Source organism: Aquimarina sediminis (assembly GCF_002895435.1).
Lineage (GTDB): Bacteria > Bacteroidota > Bacteroidia > Flavobacteriales > Flavobacteriaceae > Aquimarina > Aquimarina sediminis.
In genome coordinates this window covers 767,619-789,000 of record NZ_POYJ01000001.1, presented here as the reverse complement: position 1 = coordinate 789,000, position 21,382 = coordinate 767,619, and the positions used below count along the sequence as shown (strand labels likewise).

Here is a 21,382-nt window from a genome sequence, read left to right as displayed (position 1 = left end):
AAATTTAAACGTATGAAATACGGACTACTAACATATGTTGAAAATAAACGATTTTTTAATGTTGGAGACAATATTCAAAGTCTAGCTGCCAAGCAGTTTTTACCAAAAGTCGATGTTTTTCTAAATAGAGAGAAATTGGGGGATTATAATGGTGAGCCTGTAAAATTGATAATGAATGGTTGGTTTACACATAATACTCATCATTGGGTTCCATCAGAAGATATAGATCCTGTATTTGTATCTTTTCATATGAATAATACTGCCGCGCCGGCTATGCTAAGCGAAAAAGGAATAGCATATCTAAAAAAACACGAACCTATTGGGTGTAGAGATCAGTTTACTGCAGATACTTTGAAGGCTAAAGGAATTGATGCGTACTTTACTGGATGTTTGACCTTAACTTTGGACTCGTACAAAGTTGATGATAGCGAGCGTGGTGAAGATATTTATATTGTAGATCCTTTGTATAGCTACCCTAGACCAGAAAAAGTATTTTATAACGCTAAGCATACTATAAAAAATATTCTTAATGGAACCGCTTTTCAATTAAATAAAAAGAACAAACATCTTAAGAATTTTATCAGTGAAGAGGTGTTGAATACAGCAGAATTTATTAATCAAGAGCCACCATCAAATCAATACACTGATGAAGAAAAATTTGAAATGGCAGAAGCACTGTTAGGTAAATACGCAAAAGCAAAATTGGTTATTACCTCCAGAATTCATTGTGCATTGCCATGCTTGGCTTTAGGGACTCCAGTAATTTTTGTAAATGGATTTGATAGTTTTGTAGACTCTTGTCGTTTTGATGGAATCCTAGAGTTGTTTAATCGAATTGATATAAACAGTAAAACTGGGGAGTTTACTGCTAATTTTGATCTAGACGGAAAAATTAATAAAAATACAATAGTGCAGAACCTTGAAAAACATCATGATCTTGCCAATGCACTAAAAGAAAAGGTGAGAAGCCAAGTAAACTAATAAATTTTCCAAGGGGGCTTATGGACAAAAGTGTTAGTAATAAGATACGTATTCTTTCTTTCTATTCCATTTTTATGGTGGTAGTTTGTCATGCATACAATCTGACCAATTTAGATATTGAAACTAATAGAGATGTAGTATATTATATAGAGTATTTGTTCGCATTAGAGCTGTCAAATATCTTTATACCGATGTTCTTTTTTATCTCTGGTTTTCTATTTTTTAAGAACCATGATTTCTCTGTCTTTACATTTAAGAGAAAAATTAAAAATAGATTTAAAACTTTGGTGATTCCATATTTTTTGTGGTGCGGATTATGGTTTTTGATTGTATATGCCATTCAGTTTATACCAATGCTATCTCATTTTTTTGAAGAACCACTTTACGAAATGCCCCTGTGGAGACAAGCATGGTTGGCATTTGTTGATCCAATAAATTATACATTTTGGTTTATTAGAGAATTGATATTTTATATCTGGATAACACCTCTGATTTATTTGGCTATAAAATATTTTAAATTCTATTTTTTAATCTTTTTATGTGCCTTACTTTTTTTAGAACAACCTAGTTTGTTTTATGCCAATAATGTTTATCTATTTCAGTATTTGGGTTTATTTTCATTTACTTGTGGGGCGTACACTTCTATTGCAAAACTTAATATCATATCAAACTTCAAAACATCAACCTACTTGTTATCGGTAGTGGTTTGGGGAATATGTATTTTCTTTAATTTCTATGTTAGAGATGCTTATGAAGAAACACATATAATTGCCATCCTCTGTAAAAGAATAACCATGTTTGTTGGTTTTTTTACAGTGTGGACTATGTATGATTTTATTAACAAGAAATATGAGTTTACTAATAAACCCCTTTATGGATATCGTTTTTTTATATATGCAGCACATGGGGTTGCATTAACATATTTTACAAAGATATATGTAAGATACATTGGCGAGAATGATATTGTGTTGTTGGCTCTATTTTTTATGAGCTCTGTGTTAGCAACGTTGGCATGCGTTTGGTGTGCCAAGTTACTTCAGAAAACAACACCAAAGGTATATTCGCTTTTAACAGGAAGTAGATAAATGAAAAAATTACTCTATATAACGAACAAAACATTTGGTCCAGGAGGCTTAGAGAGAGTATTGTCTATAAAAGCAAGTCATTTGGCAGACCATATGGATTATGAGGTTCATATTGTAACCCTGGATCAGGGTGATGCCGAAATGTTTTACGATTTTAGCTCTAAAATTATACATCACGATATAACAACAAGTAGTAATCCTGTTCAACTCTTGATAAACTACGTAAAAGGACTCAGGAAAGTTGTAAAGCAGGTTAAACCAGATATAATTTCTGTATGTGATGATGGGTTAAAAGGTTTTTTTGTTCCATTATTGATAGGTAAACCTTGCCCGATGATTTATGAAAGGCATGTGTCTAAAAATATTGAAATTAAAAGCGCCAAACCATCGTTACTAAGTAGAATTTCTACAAGCCTAAAGTTCTGGCTTATGAATATAGGTGGGAAATCATACGATAGTTTTATAGTATTGACAAACGGAAACTTGAAAGAATGGAACTTAAAGAATCTTAAAGTAATTCCTAACCCATTGTCATTTTATCCAGATCAGCAAAGTTCTCTAAGTAATAAAAAGGTTTTGGCTGTTGGTAAACAGAGTTTTCAAAAAGGTTACGATAGATTGTTGCAGAGCTGGAAACTGGTTTTGGAAAAATATCCTGATTGGGTTTTGGATATTTATGGTACCATTAGCGAAAAAGAAGGGTTAGATAGTTTGGCTAGTACTTTGGGAGTGTCAGAAAAAGTAAATTTCTATGAACCCGTTAGAAATATTGCAGATAAATATCAAGAAGCATCAATCTATGTGATGTCCTCCAGGTATGAAGGTTTTGGAATGGTTTTAACAGAAGCTATGGCATATGGGGTTCCTTGTGTTTCGTTTGATTGCCCACACGGACCATCAGATATTATACTTGATAAAAAAGATGGGTTATTAATCAAAAATGATGATACAGTAGCTTTTGCAAAAGGGATCATGTTTTTAATAGAAAACGAAGAAGATAGAAAAATGATGGGAGATAAAGCAAGAACCTCTGCCAAACGATATCTTCCTGAAGCGGTTATAAAAGAATGGAATCAATTATTTGTTAATTTAATTCATCCTAATTAATGAAAAATATTTTACTTATTATACCATATGGAGGTGTAGGAGGCATGGAGAGGTTAGCATTTTCTTTTTATAATTTTTATAAAAAAGAAGGGCATTTTATCAAGGCTGTGAAATTTATTAAACTCGAAAATGATATCATTAATTTTGATAAAGAGGATGAGTTGTATTTTTCAGATCGGGATTTTAGCGAAATGTCAAAAGCAGAACGACTTAAATTCTATATTTCGGTTCCGTACAAATTAAGAAAAGTAATTAAAAAACATAAAATAACTCATTCTATAGCATTTGGTGCAATGCCAAATGTGTATAGTTCTTTGACTTATACAAAAGATTATAAAATAGCAAGTATTCATGCCCTAAAAAGTGTAGAGCTTAGTAATAATTCTTTACTGAGTAAAATGACAAGATTTGGCTATAAATACACCTATAAAAACCTTGATAAAGTTGTTTGTATTAGTAATGCTATTAAAGAAGACTTAATAAATAAATGTGATTTTAAATTTATCAATAAATTAAAAGTCATATACAACCCTCATGATGTTAATGAAATTCAGAAACGTTCTGTCGAGGATATAACAATACCTGAAGAAATTGAATTATTTGATTCAAAATCAATATTATTTATAGGAAGACTTTCTACCCAAAAATCTCCATGGCATTTAATCAAAGCGTTTTCTTTGGTACTTAAAAATATACCAGATGCCAAGTTAATTTTTATAGGAGATGGAGATGCAGGAGTATTAAATCATCTTGAAAATTTGATTGATGAGTTAAATATTAAAGAACAAATACATTTTTTGGGAAGAAAAAAGAATCCCTATAAGTATTTGGTAAAAGCTAAGACATTAGCTCTTGCTTCACACTATGAAGGAACACCTAATGTAATTGTAGAAGCCATGTGCCTAGCAACTCCAATAGTATCATCATGCTGTACATATGGGATTGTTGAGTTAATGAGTCTTAACGAGCATACAGTCAAAGATGAAATGATTGAAGTAGAAGCAGGAATTATTACTCCAAATTTGTATAAAGATAAATTGGGTATTCCTGAGACGAACGATTTTATTAGCGAAGAACATACCCTCTCTGAAGCTATAGAATTAATGTTGCAATCGTCAAAATATAAAGAAAATCTGGAAGGCAACAAAAATGAATTATTAATGAAATTTGATCTAGAAAAAGTAGCAAACGAGTATTTGAGCTAAAAAATAACTTTGTAACCTTAGACTTCAAAGTGATATTGTTGTAATATCTAATAAACCAAAATGAATCTAGTTTTTGACATACAAAAATCTATAGAAGAGAATTATACTAATAACGCTTTTTGTTTTAGTAATACCCATTATAGTTATAAGGATTTTGCTCAGGTAATATCCGATATAAGAAAGGCTATTCGATCTTCTGTAAAAGATGATGAAATTAATATTGGCTTAATTGCCAACGATGATATTCAGACCTATGCATCAATAATTGCTTTATGGATGGAAGGTAAAGCTTATATCCCTTTGCACCCTGATTTTCCTGTGGGTAGAAATAAAATGGTCATTGACCAAGCAGAAGTGAAAACCGTTTTGGATTCTTCTGAAACTGAAATTTTTACTGAATGCAATACTATTTTAACCAAACAGTGTAATTCTTCAGAAATTAATTTAACACCAGTAGAAGTTACCGACGACGATCTTGGATACATATTCTTTACATCAGGTACAACCGGAACCCCAAAAGGAGTGCCTATTACTTTTGGTAATCTGTCGGGTTTTATGGACGCTTTCTGGGAATTAGATTACCCAATAACAAGTGAGGACAGATGTCTACAGATGTTTGAGTTGACATTTGATTTATCAGTAGTATCATATTTAGCGCCAATACTTAAGGGAGCTTGTATCTATACAATTCCAAAAGAAGAAATCAAGTATAGCTATATATTTGAGCTGATGGAGGATTATGAGTTAACCTTTGCTTTGATGGTGCCATCAATACTTCATTATTTACGACCTTATTTTGATGAAATTGATTGCCCAGCTATGAAATATAGTCTTTTTTGTGGCGAAGCACTACCACTAGATGTTACAGAAGAATGGAGCACATGTATTCCTAATGCTACAATAGCAAATGTATATGGACCTACAGAATGTACTATTTTTTGCACAGATTATACCTTTAAGAGAGGAAAATATAACAAAACACATAATGGAGTTTTGACTATCGGTAAGGATATGAAAAATACAACTACCATTATTGTAGATGAAGATAATAATGAGGTTAAAGAAGGAGAAAACGGAGAATTGTGTTTAAGTGGATCTCAACTCACCCCTGGGTACTGGAAAAATGAGGAAAAAAATAAAGAAACTTTCTTTTATAAAGAGTATAAAGGAAAAAATATACGATTTTACAGAACCGGAGATTTATGTACAGTAGATAAAGATGGAGATATACTATACCTCGGAAGAGTAGATTTTCAAGCAAAAATACAAGGATTTAGAGTAGAGCTGTCAGAAATTGAGTTTCATGCAAAAGCAGCTTTAGACAAGATAAATGTTGCAGCTATAGCTTTTATAAACAGCATACATAATACAGAAATTGGATTAGTTATAGAATCTGAAGAATTTGAAACAAAAGAACTGCTGGATGAGTTAAAAAATAGCCTCCCGCAGTATATGATCCCTTCCCAAATCAAATTTATGAATGCATTTCCTCTTAATACAAATGGAAAAACAGATAGGAAAAAACTAAAAGAGTTATTTAATAAGGGTTAAAAAGAATTAATTGTAAAGCATGGAAACAAATATTATAAAAGGAAAAATAAGCGGAGTGCTAGAAGCTATTTTAGAGCATACTAATTTTGAACTGCACGATGAATTAACCGCCAAAGATGTAGATGGTTGGGATTCGCTATCACATATGATGATTATTACCAAGATCGAAGAAGAATTTAATATTCGATTTAAGCTAAGAGATTTGAATAAACTTAAAAATTTAGGCTCGCTTGTTTCTGTAATTCAGACTAAAATATAATCTATAAGACGTGGTTTTTAATTCATTAGATTTTGTCGTTTTTGTTATTCCTGTATTTTTATTATACTGGTTACTCTTTAGTAAATCTAGTGTGTACCAGAATCTTTTTCTGTTACTGGTAAGTCTATTTTTTTATGCCTGGGCAGATTGGAGGTTTTTGATATTATTACTTGTCAGTATAGGTGTTAATTTTTATTTGGGACTAAGAATTTATCGTACACCAGAGGATCGTAAAAAAAGTATTTTTCTATATCTGGGGTTGATATTTAATATTGGGTTGTTATTATATTTTAAATATTTTAATTTCTTTTATGAAGGATTTTACGAGATTTTAAACGTATTTGGGGTAGAATCAAGTTATACGTCATTAGTAATATTATTGCCTTTGGGAATCAGTTTCTTTACTTTTCAAACATTGGGATACCTTATTGATGTTTATAATGAAGAAATAGAACCTAGTAAAAACCTTATAGAATTTTCAGTTTTTGTCACTTTCTTTCCAAAAATACTTTCTGGACCTATAGAAAGAGCAGCAAAGTTTATCCCGCAGATCCAGGAAAAAAGACAATTATCATATCAGACAACAGTAGATGGGCTACGACAAATATTATGGGGACTATTTGCCAAAATCGTTGTTGCCGAAAATTGTGCGGCCATTGTCAATCCTATTTTTGGCAACTATGAAAATGAATCAGGAAGTGTATTGTTGGTAGGTACATTTTTTTATGCGATACAGCTATATGCAGACTTTTCAGGTTATTCAAATATGGCAATTGGGGTATCCAAACTTTTTGGGATACAGTTAATGCGTAATTTTTCAACCCCATTTTTTTCAACAAATATTAGTGATTTTTGGAGAAAATGGCATATTTCGTTAACTACTTGGATGATGGACTATGTGTTTACACCACTTTCATTTACATTGAGGAGACACCAGAAAAAAGGATTGATCTTTTCTATTATAGCCACCTTTATTTTGGTGGGCTTCTGGCACGGAGCTAATTGGACATTTGTGGTTTATGGACTTTTACATGGGATTTATTTTGTGCCACTGGTGTATTCTGGAAAAATGAATTCTTCTGAAATTGTAGCAAAAGGAAAGTTATTTCCATCAATTAAGGAGGTGTTAAAGATGATCCTACTATTCGTTCTGGTAATGCTAACAGATGTCTTTTTTAGAGTAGATAATGTTGCGATGGGGTTTGACTATTTGGGAAGAATTTTTTCTTTTAGCATTGCTGAATTTCCTTCTATTGTACTTACTTCTGCCAGTATAATTACTCTTGCATTGATAGGAATATTTGTTCTTGTAGAATGGAGCAATAGAGAAAAAGATCATGATTTCGAGATAAGCAACTATAGTATTTACCTGAGATGGATTTCTTATATATCTATTTTTGTATTGATTTTACTTTTTGGGAAAAGCTCTGAAACATTTATATACTTTCAATTTTAAACTATGAGATTATTACTTTTAAAGTTGGGTCTTTTTTTTATGTGTTGTCTAGGGATAACCACTTTTGTATTAGTGAAATATGGAGGAAATGTAGATTATTTTTATCAAAAATTTACTACCCCAAAAGCAACATCTATGATTATTGGTGATTCTAGAAGTATGCAAGGAATACAGCCTAGAGTTATAAATGAAAGATTTAAAGAATTAGAGTATCAGTTACCAATATTTAATTATAGTTTAACTATTGCAGAGACACCAATAGGTCCTCTTTACAATAAAAGTATCGAAAAGAAATTAGATCAAACATCGCAAAATGGAGTCTTTATTATTTCGGTTACTCCATGGATGTTTGGATCTGATAAAAATAATGATAATGACAAAGGAGAGTTTAGAGAGGCTGGTCGACCACCACATAATATGAGGTTTGTAAATACAAACCCTAATTATGAATATCTTTTTAAAAACCTCACCTATTTTCATTTCAAAGCACTTTTTAGAAAAACATCTACCATGCATAAAGACGGGTGGCTAGAAGAGAATAACCTTCCGAAAAACCCAAAAGTTTTTGAAGAATGGAAAAAAAGGCAAGGAAGATTATTTGACAAAATGATAAGAAATTATGAAACTTCTTCCTTACGACTAGAGAGCCTGGATGAGTTAGTTAAAAAGTTAAAAGAACATGGCGAAGTGTATTTGGTACGTATGCCTATAGATTTGGATTTTATAGACGTAGAGAAATCATTCTATTTGAATTTTGATAAGGATATAAATGACATTGCAAAAACCAATAATATCGACTACTTTAATTTTAATGCACCTGATAGACATTCTACTTTCAAAACATATGACGGTCATCATTTGGACAAACATGGAGGTTTAGAATTTACAAATATACTCTGTGATTCAATCCTAAAAAATAGAGCTAATAGTAAGTAAAGAAGATAATTAATACATTGCAAGAATAAAATAATATACAAAACAGATGGTATCTATACTTATAACATTATATAAAATCTTTCTGATTCCGCATTTGGTGGTATATAGATTTAGTAAGAATAGAGCTAAAATTGATATGGATATCGATCGATGGGCAGCAGTGAAAGGAATGAAGATGGGAAAGTATGTGTTACTTCTGGACTTTCTGGCAAATTCTCGCGACTTTAGAACTATTTTCTATTTTAGAACACGCAGTTTGGTTTCTCATGCCCTAAATATATATTGCCGAAAACAGTCTAATTTCACAATTGATATTAGTACTAAATTAGGAGGGGGAATTGTTACAGGACATCCATATTGCACAATTTTAAATGCAGACGCTATAGGGGATAATTTTTATGTAAATCACCTAGTTACAATAGGTGAAGAAAAAGGAAAAAGACCTACTATAGGTAATAATGTATCGATCTATACAGGAGCAATTGTAATCGGTGATATCACGATTGGTGATAATTGCATTATAGGAGCAGGTAGTGTAGTGACCAAAAGTATTCCCGATAATTGTACTGCGGTTGGTAATCCGGCAAGGATCCTAACTAAAAAAATAAATAGAGAAATGAAATATAAAAAAGATTAAACATGTTTGATTTTGTTCCTTTAGAATATTATTTCCCTCTATATATTAACGCTTTCTTTTTTCTAGTGATGTTTACACTATTACACACTCGAGTGTTAAAGATGGAAGATTCTAAGAATGTCATTTTTATTAATATAGCAGGATACTTGTTAATGACATTTGTTATATTATATATGGGACAAAGACCTATCAGTGGAAAATACTTTGGGGATATGCGAACCTATACCCGGTATTTTGAGAATTATATGATGGGAGGAGAGATATTAGGGTCAAAAGATATCTTTTTTCATGTGTTTATGAAAAGCCTGTCATATGTTGTTTCTACACATACCTTTTTCACGATTATGGCGATGATATATGTCTTGCCATTATATAGAATTTCCAAACAATTATTTAAAGAATATTGGTATTACGCATTTCTAATGTTCGTAGTATCATTTTCTTTTTATACCTATGGAGTAAACGGTATTAGAAATGGAGCAGCAACTTCTTTGTTTTTACTTGGGGTAAGTTATAATCGGAACAAAGTAATCATGGCGCTTTGTTTTTTGGTTTCGGTTTCATTTCATAAAACAATGTTCCTTCCGATACTCGCATTTGTCACTACATATTTCTATAATGATCCTAAAGTATTTTTAAAAGGATGGCTTGCCTGTATTCCTTTATCATTGGCTATGGGAAGCGTTTGGGTATCTATTTTTAGTAGCCTAGGTTTTGATGATAGACTTGCAGGATATTTAACCACTCAGGCAGAAGAAGGAACTTTTGCGAGCACTGGTTTTCGATGGGATTTTTTGTTTCATAGCGCTTTTGCGGTATTTGCAGGATGGTACGCCATTTATAAGAAAGATTACAAGGATCAGTTTTACTACCAACTTCTAAACACCTATCTAATTTGTAATGGGTTTTGGATTTTGGTCATAAAAGCAAATTATTCGAATAGGTTTGCTTATTTATCATGGTTTATGATGGGGCTAGTGGTTATCTATCCATTTATAAAACAAAAATTTTTTAAAGATCATCATTTTATGATTGGTAAAATAGTACTCGTCTATTTTATGTTCACCTATGCTATGTATTATTTATATTCTTGATAAAGATTAACCAACAAAGAAAGTATGAAAACGATTACAGTATTTACTCCTACTTATAATAGAGCTTATTGCTTACATAAATGTTATGAAAGCCTAATTAGACAATCAAATCAGGATTTTGTATGGCTTATTATTGATGATGGCTCTTCTGATAATACTAAAGAATTAGTAGACTCATGGATTAAGGAGGATAAGATAGATATACAATATCACTACCAAGAAAATTTGGGGATGCACGGAGGGCATAATGCTGCTTATAGGCTTATTGAAACCACACTTAATGTTTGCATCGATAGTGACGATTGTATGGGAGAAGAAGCAATTCAGAAGATATTGGACTCTTGGGAACGTATTAAAGATAAATCAGAATTTGCTGGTATTGTAGGTCTTGATGCCGATGAAGATGGAAATATTATAGGAACCAAAATCCCTGAAAATGTTAAAGAAACTACATTGTATGAAATATATCATACTCATAAGGTCGTAGGCGATAAAAAATTAGTATATAGAACCGAAGTAGTAAAGAAATATCCGCCATATCCTATTTTTGAAGGAGAACGGTTTGTTCCTCTAGGGTACTTATATCAACTAATTGATCAGGATTATAAGTTATTACCTGTTAATGAAGTTTTTTGCGTAGTAGAGTATATGACTGATGGCTCTAGCATGAATATGCTAAAACAGTATAGAAGACACCCCAGAGGATTTGCGTTCTCGAGAAAAAGTAGAATGCAATTGGCAGATAATTTTAAGGACAGGTTTAAAAATGCCATTCATTATGTTTCAAGTTCTTTGTTTATAAAGAATGGTGCTTTTCTAAAAGAATCCCCTAAAAAACTAATTACTTTTTTAGCAATCCCGCTTGGGGTATTACTAAATTTATATATCAGATTTAAAACTAAAGGCGAATTTTAATGGGAGTAATAAGAGTTCTACAAGTTTTTACAGTGATGAACCGGGGAGGGGCAGAATCCATGATTATGAACTATTATCGAAAGATAGATAGAGAAAAAATTCAATTTGATTTTTTGGTTCATCGAAAAGAAAAAGCAGCCTTTGATGAGGAAATAGAAAGTTTGGGTGGTAAGATCTATAAGTTTGATGCCATCAATCCATTATTTCCAGGGTCTTATTATAGTCAATTGAGGGCTTTTTTTAAAGAACATCAGGAATATGATATCATCCACTCTCACTTAAATACATTTAGTTGCTTTCCTTTAAAAATAGCAAAAGAGTTTAATATCCCTTGTCGTATAGCCCATGCTCATATTGCCATTGACAAGGTGAATCTTTCTACACTATTTACGCAAAAAGAAAGTTTTAAAGAGACATTAAAAAAGCTAATAAAATTTCAACTCAAGAAAAGAATTAAGAAGGATGCCACTCATTATTTTTCTTGTGGAGAAAAAGCTGGTAATTGGTTATTTGGAGATACTCCTTTTACGACAATGAATAATGCCATCGATACAGAAAGTTTTAAATACGATGAGTTAGTGTCTATGACTTATAAAAAAGAATTTGGTTTAGAAAATGAATTAGTTCTTGGTCATATAGGGCGTTTTGTAAGTCAAAAAAACCATGCGTTTTTACTGCACATTTTTGCAGCTGTACTGGAAAAAAAACCTGATTCGAGTTTAATTCTTATAGGAGATGGTCCTTTGAAAGCCTCAATGGAAAAAGAAGCTAAACATTTGGGAATAGATCATAAAGTACATTTTTTTGGGGTTCGTACAGATATTCCGCAGTTATGCCAGATGTTGGATATATTTGTTTTTCCTTCTTTTTATGAAGGATTACCTGTTACTCTGATCGAAGCGCAAGCCTCAAGTTTAAAGATCTTTGCTTCTGACACCATTACATCAGAGGTTCATTTAACAGATAATATTCAATTTCTTTCAATTGATGCTCCAGCAAAAGAATGGGCTGATCAGATAGTGGATATAGGAACTTTTAAAAAAGAAGATCAAACCAATAAGATTATTGAAGGAGATTATGATATTGTCTCAAATACAAAAACGATCGAAGAATTTTATTTCCAACAAATAGGTGAATAATCATGGGGAAGCTTCAAGAAAAAATATATAACAACCTGCCATATCCGTTTAAGTTTATCCTACTTAATATTAAGGCATTTCAGAATAGTAAGCAACGGTACACCAAAGAATTTGATAAATACTTACAAGAATATATTGGTTTATGGAATGCAGATATAAAAGTAATTAAAGAGTATCAGAAAGAGAAATTGATTGGTTTACTTTCAGAGGCATATCAATATTCAGAATGGTATAGTAGTATAATGAAGCCATTAGGAATAACGATTAAGGCTATCGAAGAAAATCCATATGAGGTGCTTCAAAAAATGCCTATTTTAAAAAAGACAGAAAGGAAAACCAGTGCAGATACAATTGTAAATACCAGCCGCAAGACTGATGCTGTTGGCTATACTAGTGGTACATCAGGTGCACCAACTATTAATTATTTAGATTCAGAATCTATAAATCGTTCCTTTGCGCTATGGAGGAGATTTCATAAAGTTATAGGATTAGATACGCAAAAGGTAAGGCAAGTTCGTTTTTCTGGAAGACTTATGGTACGCCCTGATGCAAAAAAACCACCATTTTGGGTGTATAATTATTTCGAACGTCAGTTGCTCATGTCAACATATCATTTGAAAGAAAGTAATTTGGGGCACTATGTAAAAAAATTAAATGATTTTAAGCCTTTGTTATTAGATGGTTACCCTTCAGCGATTTATATTCTTAGTCGATTTATTAATGAGAACAATATTACTTTAGATTTTACTCCAAAAGCTATTGCTGTTACGGCAGAAACGTTATACGATTACCAACGGTTAGAAATGGAAAAAGCGTTTAAATGTCATGTTTTTAATCAATATGCGTCTAGTGAAGGAAGTCCGTTTATAACAGAATGTACAGAAGGTAATTTGCATTTAAATTTAGACTCAGGAGTGTTCGAATTTATAACAACCGATGGAAAAAAAGCTAAACCAGGAGACGTTGCTCAGCTTATGGTAACAAGCTTTACAAATTTAAAAACCCCTTTAATAAGATATAATATAGAAGATACCATATTGTTATCTGAAAAGGAAATTGTGTGTCCTTGCGGATGTGCCACGCCGATTATTGAAAAACTAACAGGTCGAGAAGATGATATTTTATGGACTGAAGAAAAAGGATATGTAGGGAGAATGGATACGGCTTATAAGGGATTAGAAGGAATCGTAAAGAGCCAGATAATACAAGAAAGTCCGCAAGAGATTATTGTCAACTTAATAGCTGATCAAAAGTTTGATGAATCAATGCAAGAAAGCTTATTACACAATCTAAAAACCAGATTGGGTGAAAATATATCCTATCAAATTAATACTGTAGAGGATATTCCATTAGGACCAAATGGTAAATTTGACGCCGTAAAAAGGAATTTCAAAATAAAATTGTAAAAGAATCATGCTTTTTAACTCCTTTGAATTCTTCTTTTTTTTACCTATTGTCTTCATTCTCTATTGGTTTGTTGTCTATAATAATATAAAACTTCAAAACATATTATTGTTAATAGCTAGTTATGTGTTTTATGGGTGGTGGGATTGGCGTTTTCTATCATTAATAGCATTGAGTACATTGATGGATTATACCGTTGGATTTCGCATACACAAAGCTATAGATAAGCAGAGAAAAAGGAGATGGCTATGGGTAAGTGTTATATTTAATCTGGGGTTATTAGGCTTTTTTAAGTACTATAACTTTTTTATCGAATCATGGATCGATCTTTTTGCATCTGTTGGTTATGAATTCACAAGTACCTGGACACTAAAAGTAATTCTACCTGTTGGGATTTCTTTTTATACTTTTCAGACTTTGTCATATTCTATAGATATATATCGAGAGAAACTACAGCCTACCAAAGATTTTGTTGCTTTTGCCGCTTTTGTTTCGTTTTTTCCCCAATTGGTTGCAGGTCCGATTGAAAGAGCTACCAATCTGTTACCTCAGTTTTTGCAAAAAAGAACATTTACCTATAAAGCATTTTCTTATGGTATCAAATTAATGATTTGGGGATTTTTCTTAAAGCTGGTTGTAGCAGATCGAGCAGCTATCTATGTTGATGCCGTATATAATAATGTCGAAAATCATGATGGTCTTAGCTTTATTGCCGCTACAGTGTTATTTGCTTTTCAGATATATGGAGATTTTGCTGGATATTCTTTAATTGCTATTGGTACCTCCAAACTTTTTGGATTTGATCTAATGACAAATTTTAGGCGTCCGTATTTTGCCGCATCGGTTAGTGAATTCTGGACCCGATGGCATATTTCATTATCTACATGGTTTAGAGATTATTTATATATCCCTTTAGGAGGTAATAGGGTAGCAAAACCACGTTGGTTGTTTAATCTTTTTATTACTTTTTTGATTAGTGGATTATGGCATGGTGCTAACTGGACTTTTGTAGCATGGGGAGCATTAAACGGGTTTTATTTAATTCTTGAAGTACTTCTATTTAAAAAGAAAAGAAAAGGGGTAGTCAATGTGTTACTAACTTTTGTTTTGGTCAATTTTGCCTGGGTATTTTTTAGAGCAAATAGTATTGAAAATGCTATGCACATCATAAGCGAAATATGTACAGTTCCGGGACGATTATATATAGGAAGTGGAGATGATATTACAGCTTCATTATATGCAACTCTAGCCATTGCTATCCTTGTATTGGTAGAGCTTAAAAAAGAATATTTTAATACCTTGTTTTCAATTTCAAAACACAAATTTGAATTGGTAAGAATGGCAGGATATGCTTTTTTAATTTATATAATATTGTATTTTGGGGTATTTGGTAAAAGTCAATTTATTTATTTTCAGTTTTAAGAAATGATGCAAAAGGAGTATACAAAATCATTTATCAAGCTAGGGAAGTTTATTATCATCTTTCTCATAGCTGATCTTGTATTGGGTGTGATTTCCAAACAGTTATTTTTTAGCCAGGAAACAGGAAAATATGCCAGAGCCAATCATGCTATTAATAAAACTGATGCCAAGGTACTGATTTTGGGTAGTTCTCATGCACATCGTCATTATGTACCAGAGGTAATAGAAGAAGAATTAAAAGTATCCTGTTACAATGCAGGGGCAGAAGGACAGCAATTGTTATACCATGCAGCACTACAAAAAATGATTTTGAAGCGAACAAAACCCGAGTTACTTATTCTCAATATTGACGAGGACTTTTTGTATTATTCTAAAGAAGCTTATGATAGACTTAGCGATTTACATCCTTATTATTCTGATCATGGCGATGTTCTACAACCAATATTAGGATTACAATCAAAATTAGTAGACTTCAAATTGTTCTTTAATGCCTATCAGACTAATTCAACGATTATGCATGTATTGAGATATTATGCTTCTCCTCAGATTGATTATAAAGGATACCGACCTTTATTTGGTAAAATAAAGCCTTCTGTTGGATCTATAGATGAAAAAGAATCTGATAATAAAGATAAAAAAGGAGAGATAGACCAAAATTTTGTTACGGCATTGCATAGTTTTATTACTACAGCAAGAGATAATAATATAAAATTGGTTTTTGTTACTTCGCCAACTTATAAACCTGTTGATCATTCTACAAATGAGTCTTTTACTCATATCAAAGCGATAGCAGAAAAAGAAAAGGTTCCTTTTTTGGATTATTTTAATGCAGGGCAATTTACAAGTATACCAGAATTGTTTCATGATCCTTCTCATCTTAATGATGATGGTGCACGTTTGTTTACCAGAGATTTGGCCAAGCAATTAAAAAAAAGCCAGAACTAAATGTAGTCCTGACTTTTTTGAGGGTCTACTAGAGATTAGAGGGTATTAGTTACATGTATTACCTGTATCTGTAATAGCATTTGGAGTATTCGAGTTATTGTTTAGGCATACGTATCTAGCAGCACCAGTGGGTTCGGTAATTGTGTTGTTTGTTATAGATACGCTGGTGTGACTACCATATAGACGAATACCATCACTTTGATCTGGTTTGATCTTTGTGTTTGAGGATATTTTTATATGTTTAGCATTTCCTATTTCCAATCCTCCAATAACTTCGTTGTTTTTAAAGGTAACTCCGGTTGCGTTAGAAAAACTTACCTTTTTTGTATTAAGAAATTTATTGCCTTCAAGTGTTAGTCTATAGTTTTCATATTCGGGTTTGTCATTGAGTTGAGCAAAATACACATGAAATCTCCCTGCGGTCACTTCATTCCCTTTAAGAGATACGTTGTTTACAAATGAGTTTGTAGCACTAATCCCATTACCGGTTACATTAATTATATTGTCATTAATTTCAGAGTTAGTAGACCTACCTATTTGTAAGCCGATACCACAATCGTTTATAATATTCTCGGTAATATTGGTGTCATCTGCATTTGTAGCGACCCCTATAGTATATCCGTTGATGGTATTGCCGGATATTTCATTATTGAAGGCTGTTTCACCACCATTGGCGGCAAATATGGCGAATCGTTCTTGTGCACCTGCCGAGGTAGCATTAAATGTGTTATTAATGATTTTAGTGCCAGAGGTATGTGTAAATACCAGTTGGGTATCAAAGGTATTATTTTCTACGGTCACATCCTGACCTATAGTAACCGATACTGATCCACCACGACTATTGATTTCTGTATTGTTACTAATGTCAATATCAAATGCTTTTTCATATTCCTGCAGCTCACCGGTAACGGGGTCTCTTCTTCTGGTAGCTTCGATGTTAATAGCGTATCCTACTTCTCCACCATTAGAGTTGCCCATTGGATGTCCTGTATTGATAAAAGTGTTGTTTTTGATCGTTACATCTCTTCCGTCGGTAAATGCAATACTCATTCTTCTGTTGTCTTTGAAAGTACAATTCTTGATCGTTACACCTGTAGTTGGTTTGTATGTGTTGGGGTTAAAAGAGAATCCAAAAGAGTATATGGCAATACCTCCTTTTGACCCTTCGATAAAGGTCATACCATCAAGGGTAATATTTCTTCCAGAATGGATATGAAATAGATGACTTCCTTCCTGCCCGTTGTTGGCAGAATATTGTCTTTGAAGTCGATCTCCATGCAAGGTTCCTCCAGATGCAGTTACGTTTTCTACATCACGAACAGCCAGGATTGCTCCATTCATTTTGCCCGCTTCGGCAGGAAAAGCACGTAGATGGGTATTGTCTGTCATTTCGAGATTGAAATTGGAAGGAATATTTACAGACTCTTTTGAAGTGTGAAATACATACACATTTGGAGGCGTGATCTTAGTTACTTCAAAATAAGCATCGAATTTATCTATTTTGAAAGTAGTGCCTCCCAGTTCTTTGATAAAGAAAAATAGACGTTCTAGTTCTTGATTATTTTTTAATGCAGTATCAGAAGTTGTGGGTCCTTCTTCAATACCTTCCCATCGGGAAGGATAAAAATCAAAGGTAGTATCTTTAAGCTGTGCATTTCCTTCGATATTTAGGTTAGAACTTAATAATCTTCCGTCGATGGTTCCGCTGGAGAATACTAATGTCCCATTTTTGATATCTCCACCTTCAAACTCGAAGTCAACATTATTAGGTAAAGTGATGGTTTCTCCTTTAAGATCAAGGATACAATTTAATACAATTGTTGAATTGGCAACAACGTTGGACAAATCAAAATCACAGGGTGTTGTCACTATATTAGGGCACTCGTCGTGGTCTGTATTTTGATTACGACTTTCGGGTGGAGCTTCCTGTATGATTTCTTTGGTGCATGAAGCGGTTATGCAAATCATGGAGGCTAACAGGTAATAAAACAAATTTTTCATTAGAGGGATGTTTTTGGTTAAACTATTAATTTGAAAAAAAGTAATGTTTTATCATAGTGTATAGGATGGTATAGAGCATCTTAGGATAGTAACAATAGGCTTATTAAGCATATATCTATAAACAATCTTGTAGATGGTGTTAGTAAGTATTTATGGTTTAGGTAATGGTTTGGCATCATGTAAGCCCGTAAAACAGGATCTATGAAATCGGGATATCATCATCATAGGTATGTAACAAAGTCTTCTTTTATTGTTGGTAGTATATGTATTCTGAGTAGTAACAAATACTTTAATTAGCATTGTTAACTAAAAGCAATAAAAGAGGGTATTACATAAAAATTGATGTATTACATGGAGCAACTAAGTTAATCGCTATTCCAAACATTGGTATGTAGATCTATAGTGTTATGGGATATGGAAGGAGGTGAAAATAAAATGGGTAACATTGATGTGTGGTGTTTTGTGGTTAGTTATTTTGCACTAAGTGCAGATTGTATATTGTTAAGTGATTGGTTTTATAAAAACAAGATTTATGCCTTTATTTTATATAACAAAAAAGAAGAATGTGTTGTCTATTGAACTGTAATACTTTTGTAAGAATGTTTAGGATGCCCAGTATTTTTTATCGGTAATTTTGACCATTAATAGAGATTGTTTTATAAATCACTTTTGTTATACGGTTTTGTATATTTTTGGGTTAACAAAGCGAATCCCTGTAATAACTGTGGATACCTGTGGTGGTGTGGGGAAATATCACCCATATTTTATATTGGGTGCAGATGTAAAACTTATTTTTTTTCCTTCAATTTGATGTGTTGATAAGTGATATTACAACTGAAGAGGTATAGTTTTAGAGCCCAAATCAAGTTACATTTCTATTATGGAATAGCAGTACTCCTATAATATGTAAAGTGTAATTAGTACACCGTTTAGCCTTTTCCTAGGAACAAAAAAAACCTGCATAACATCTGTTATGCAGGTCATTTATATAAAAAATTATCTATTTACTTTATAAATTGATTGTAGGGGTTAGTTACAGGTATTTCCTGTATCTGTAATCGCACCAGGGGTGTCAGAGTTATTATTTAGGCATACAAACCTGGCAGCACCTGATGGTTCTGAGATTGTATTATTGGTAATAGAAACAGCAGAGTGTGTTCCATATAAACGTATACCATCACTTTCTTCAGGTTTGATCTGCGTATTAGATGATACTACTATATTGGATGCATTACCGATCTCCAGACCACCAATAACTTCGTTATTCTTAAAAGTAATTCCGTTTGCATTAGAGAAACTTACCTTTTTGGCATTAAGGAATTTATTACCATCCAGAGTTACTCTATAGGCATCGTATTCTGGCTTATCGTTTAATTGTGCAAAATATACATGAAATCCTCCAGCGGTAACAGTGTTACCTTTTAGGGTTACATTATTTACAAATGAGTTGGTAGCACTAATACCATTACCACTTACATTTATGGTGTTGTTATTTACCTGAGAATTTTTAGATTTTCCAATTTGCAATCCTATGGCACCGTCGGTGATTGTATTATTGGTAATATTGGTATCATCTGCATTAGTAGAAATCCCCAGATCATACCCACTGATGGTATTACCCGAGATCTCATTATTAAATGCAGTAACGCCACCATCTGCTGCGAATATAGCAAATCGATCTGCAGATTCTGCGGATAGGGCTTTAAACGTATTGTTAATTATTCGAGTACCAGAAGTATGTGTAAATACCAATTGGGTATCAAAAGTATTATTTTCTACAGTTACATTTTGTCCTATGGTTACCGATACACATCCACCACGGCTATTCTTTTCTGTATTCCCTCTAATGGTGATATCAAAGGCTTTTTCATATTCTTGTAATTCACCGGTATCAGGGTTTCTTCTTCGGGTAGCTTCTATATTAATGGCATAACCAACTTCTCCACCATCAGAATTAGCATCAGGTTGCCCAACATTAGTAAAAGTATTACCTTCAATAAGGATATCACGACCATCAGTAAGAGCGATACTCATTCTTCTTATATCTGTAAAGGAGCAATTCTTAATAGTGACCCCTGTTGTAGGTTTGTAAGTGTTTGGGTTAAAGGAAAAACCAAGAGAATGAATGGCAATAGCTCCTTTTGAACCTTGACTAAATTTAACACCATCAATAGTAATATTTCTTCCAGATTCAATGACGCATGTATGAGCTCCTTCCAGACCTACATCTGCAGATGAATACACACGAGATCTTCTATCTCCAATAAGGCGACCTCCTTTAACAGACGAATTTTCGACATCTCGAAAAGCTAAAATAGCTCCATTTTCTGTACCAGCTTCTCCTGTAAACATTCTCAGGTAGGTATCATCAGACATCACCAAATTAAAGTTTGAAGGGATGTTAACAGCTTCTATTGAAGGATGAAAAACAATACTGTAAGGAGCAGTGGGTTTAGTTACTTCAAAATAGGCATCAAACTTACCAATCTTAAAAGTTGTAGCTCCCAGGCTTTTGGTAAATTCCATTAATCGTTCCAATTCATCATTGTTTTGTTGAGCAATATCCGAGGTTGTTGTACCTTCTACGATACCTTCCCAACGGGAAGCAAAAAACTCAAATACAGGTTCTTTTAATTGTACATCACCTTCAAGCTCTAATGAAGAGCTTAAAAGCTCACCGGCGATTTTACCACCAGAGAAAATCAATTTTCCGTTTTTGAGATCACCTCCTTCAAATTCGAAATCAACATTATTAGGCAAGGTAATCGTTTCTCCATTAAGATCTAAAACGCAATCTAGTATAATAGTAGAGTTAGCAGCTACATTAGAAAGATCAAAATCACAAGGAGTAGTTACATCATTAGGAGGGGTATCTGGATCAGGATTATCTGGATCTGGATTGTCGGGATCGGGAGTAGGATTTTCTTCTCCCGTTTCAGGAGCAAGAACTTCATCTACATTCTCTTTGCTACAGGACATAGCAACGCAGGTCATAAGAATAAGTAGGTAATACAATAAGTTTTTCATGAGGGGGGGACTATTTTTCTGGGTTAATTATGTATTGCTCAACGTACGTTTTGTGATTCTATTGTGCAAATTTTATTTTTAAATGTTAAAATTTCAAAAAAAAATGTAAAACCTTGATTTTGTTAGGATAAACCTTACAAATGTTAATGTCTTTCAGTATGTAAATAGTCATTTATACTTGTTTTTTTACTTTGGGTCTAAAAAATAAAAGAAACTAT

Annotated in this window: 17 protein-coding genes; 15 read left to right on the top strand and 2 right to left on the bottom strand. The window is 32.7% G+C overall.

Annotated features, from left to right (window positions below; translation table 11 throughout):
• Window positions 1-12: 12 nt before the first annotated feature.
• The 15 genes from C1X07_RS03510 (at window position 13) to C1X07_RS03440 (ending at window position 16,136) form a co-directional block, all read left to right on the top strand.
• The gene (locus C1X07_RS03510) at window positions 13-981 is read left to right on the top strand and encodes a polysaccharide pyruvyl transferase family protein (RefSeq protein ID WP_103068567.1); all 969 of its coding nucleotides are present in this window, start codon (window positions 13-15) and stop codon (window positions 979-981) included.
• Between the two features lie 20 nt (window positions 982-1,001).
• Window positions 1,002-2,066 (top strand): acyltransferase family protein, encoded by a 1,065-nt coding sequence (locus tag C1X07_RS03505; protein WP_103068566.1) that lies wholly within the window; start codon window positions 1,002-1,004, stop codon window positions 2,064-2,066.
• Window positions 2,067-3,173: a glycosyltransferase family 4 protein gene (locus C1X07_RS03500; RefSeq protein ID WP_103068565.1), complete on the top strand. Its 1,107-nt coding sequence runs from the start codon at window positions 2,067-2,069 to the stop codon at window positions 3,171-3,173. It begins immediately after the preceding gene.
• Entirely contained in the window at window positions 3,173-4,378 is a 1,206-nt protein-coding gene (locus tag C1X07_RS03495) for a glycosyltransferase (protein ID WP_103068564.1), read from the top strand. The genes C1X07_RS03500 and C1X07_RS03495 overlap by 1 nt, the downstream gene beginning before the upstream one ends.
• A 60-nt stretch (window positions 4,379-4,438) precedes the next feature.
• Window positions 4,439-5,929, top strand: coding sequence for an amino acid adenylation domain-containing protein (locus C1X07_RS03490; protein WP_103068563.1), 1,491 nt, complete (start codon window positions 4,439-4,441; stop codon window positions 5,927-5,929).
• A 19-nt stretch (window positions 5,930-5,948) separates the two neighbouring features.
• Window positions 5,949-6,188: an acyl carrier protein gene (locus C1X07_RS03485; protein ID WP_103068562.1), complete on the top strand. Its 240-nt coding sequence runs from the start codon at window positions 5,949-5,951 to the stop codon at window positions 6,186-6,188.
• A gap of 10 nt (window positions 6,189-6,198) precedes the next feature.
• Entirely contained in the window at window positions 6,199-7,644 is a 1,446-nt protein-coding gene (locus tag C1X07_RS03480) for an MBOAT family O-acyltransferase (protein ID WP_103068561.1), read from the top strand.
• Window positions 7,645-7,647: 3 nt separating this feature from the next.
• Window positions 7,648-8,580: a hypothetical protein gene (locus C1X07_RS03475; protein WP_128755183.1), complete on the top strand. Its 933-nt coding sequence runs from the start codon at window positions 7,648-7,650 to the stop codon at window positions 8,578-8,580.
• A 46-nt stretch (window positions 8,581-8,626) separates the two neighbouring features.
• On the top strand, window positions 8,627-9,217 hold the full coding sequence (locus tag C1X07_RS03470) for a serine O-acetyltransferase (RefSeq protein ID WP_103068559.1): 591 nt from the start codon (window positions 8,627-8,629) through the stop codon (window positions 9,215-9,217).
• Between the two features lie 2 nt (window positions 9,218-9,219).
• On the top strand, window positions 9,220-10,311 hold the full coding sequence (locus tag C1X07_RS03465) for an EpsG family protein (RefSeq protein ID WP_103068558.1): 1,092 nt from the start codon (window positions 9,220-9,222) through the stop codon (window positions 10,309-10,311).
• 24 nt (window positions 10,312-10,335) lie between these two features.
• Window positions 10,336-11,226: a glycosyltransferase family 2 protein gene (locus C1X07_RS03460; RefSeq protein ID WP_103068557.1), complete on the top strand. Its 891-nt coding sequence runs from the start codon at window positions 10,336-10,338 to the stop codon at window positions 11,224-11,226.
• Entirely contained in the window at window positions 11,226-12,365 is a 1,140-nt protein-coding gene (locus C1X07_RS03455; RefSeq protein ID WP_103068556.1) for a glycosyltransferase family 1 protein, read from the top strand. Before C1X07_RS03460 ends, C1X07_RS03455 begins: the two co-directional genes overlap by 1 nt.
• Window positions 12,366-12,367: 2 nt before the next feature.
• Window positions 12,368-13,771 (top strand): phenylacetate--CoA ligase family protein, encoded by a 1,404-nt coding sequence (locus C1X07_RS03450; protein ID WP_103068555.1) that lies wholly within the window; start codon window positions 12,368-12,370, stop codon window positions 13,769-13,771.
• Window positions 13,772-13,877: 106 nt separating this feature from the next.
• On the top strand, window positions 13,878-15,191 hold the full coding sequence (locus C1X07_RS03445) for an MBOAT family O-acyltransferase (protein ID WP_317046065.1): 1,314 nt from the start codon (window positions 13,878-13,880) through the stop codon (window positions 15,189-15,191).
• Between the two features lie 3 nt (window positions 15,192-15,194).
• Window positions 15,195-16,136 carry a hypothetical protein gene (locus tag C1X07_RS03440; RefSeq protein WP_103068553.1) on the top strand — a complete coding sequence of 314 codons (942 nt, stop codon included), beginning with the start codon at window positions 15,195-15,197 and terminating at the stop codon, window positions 16,134-16,136.
• A 45-nt stretch (window positions 16,137-16,181) separates the two neighbouring features.
• Here C1X07_RS03440 and C1X07_RS03435 read toward each other — a convergent pair whose 3' ends face one another.
• Window positions 16,182-18,137, bottom strand: coding sequence for a right-handed parallel beta-helix repeat-containing protein (locus C1X07_RS03435; RefSeq protein ID WP_103068552.1), 1,956 nt, complete (start codon window positions 18,135-18,137; stop codon window positions 16,182-16,184).
• Window positions 18,138-19,166: 1,029 nt separating this feature from the next.
• Complete coding sequence (locus C1X07_RS03430) at window positions 19,167-21,164, bottom strand: right-handed parallel beta-helix repeat-containing protein (RefSeq protein ID WP_103068551.1); 1,998 nt, start codon at window positions 21,162-21,164, stop codon at window positions 19,167-19,169.
• Window positions 21,165-21,382 lie beyond the last annotated feature (218 nt).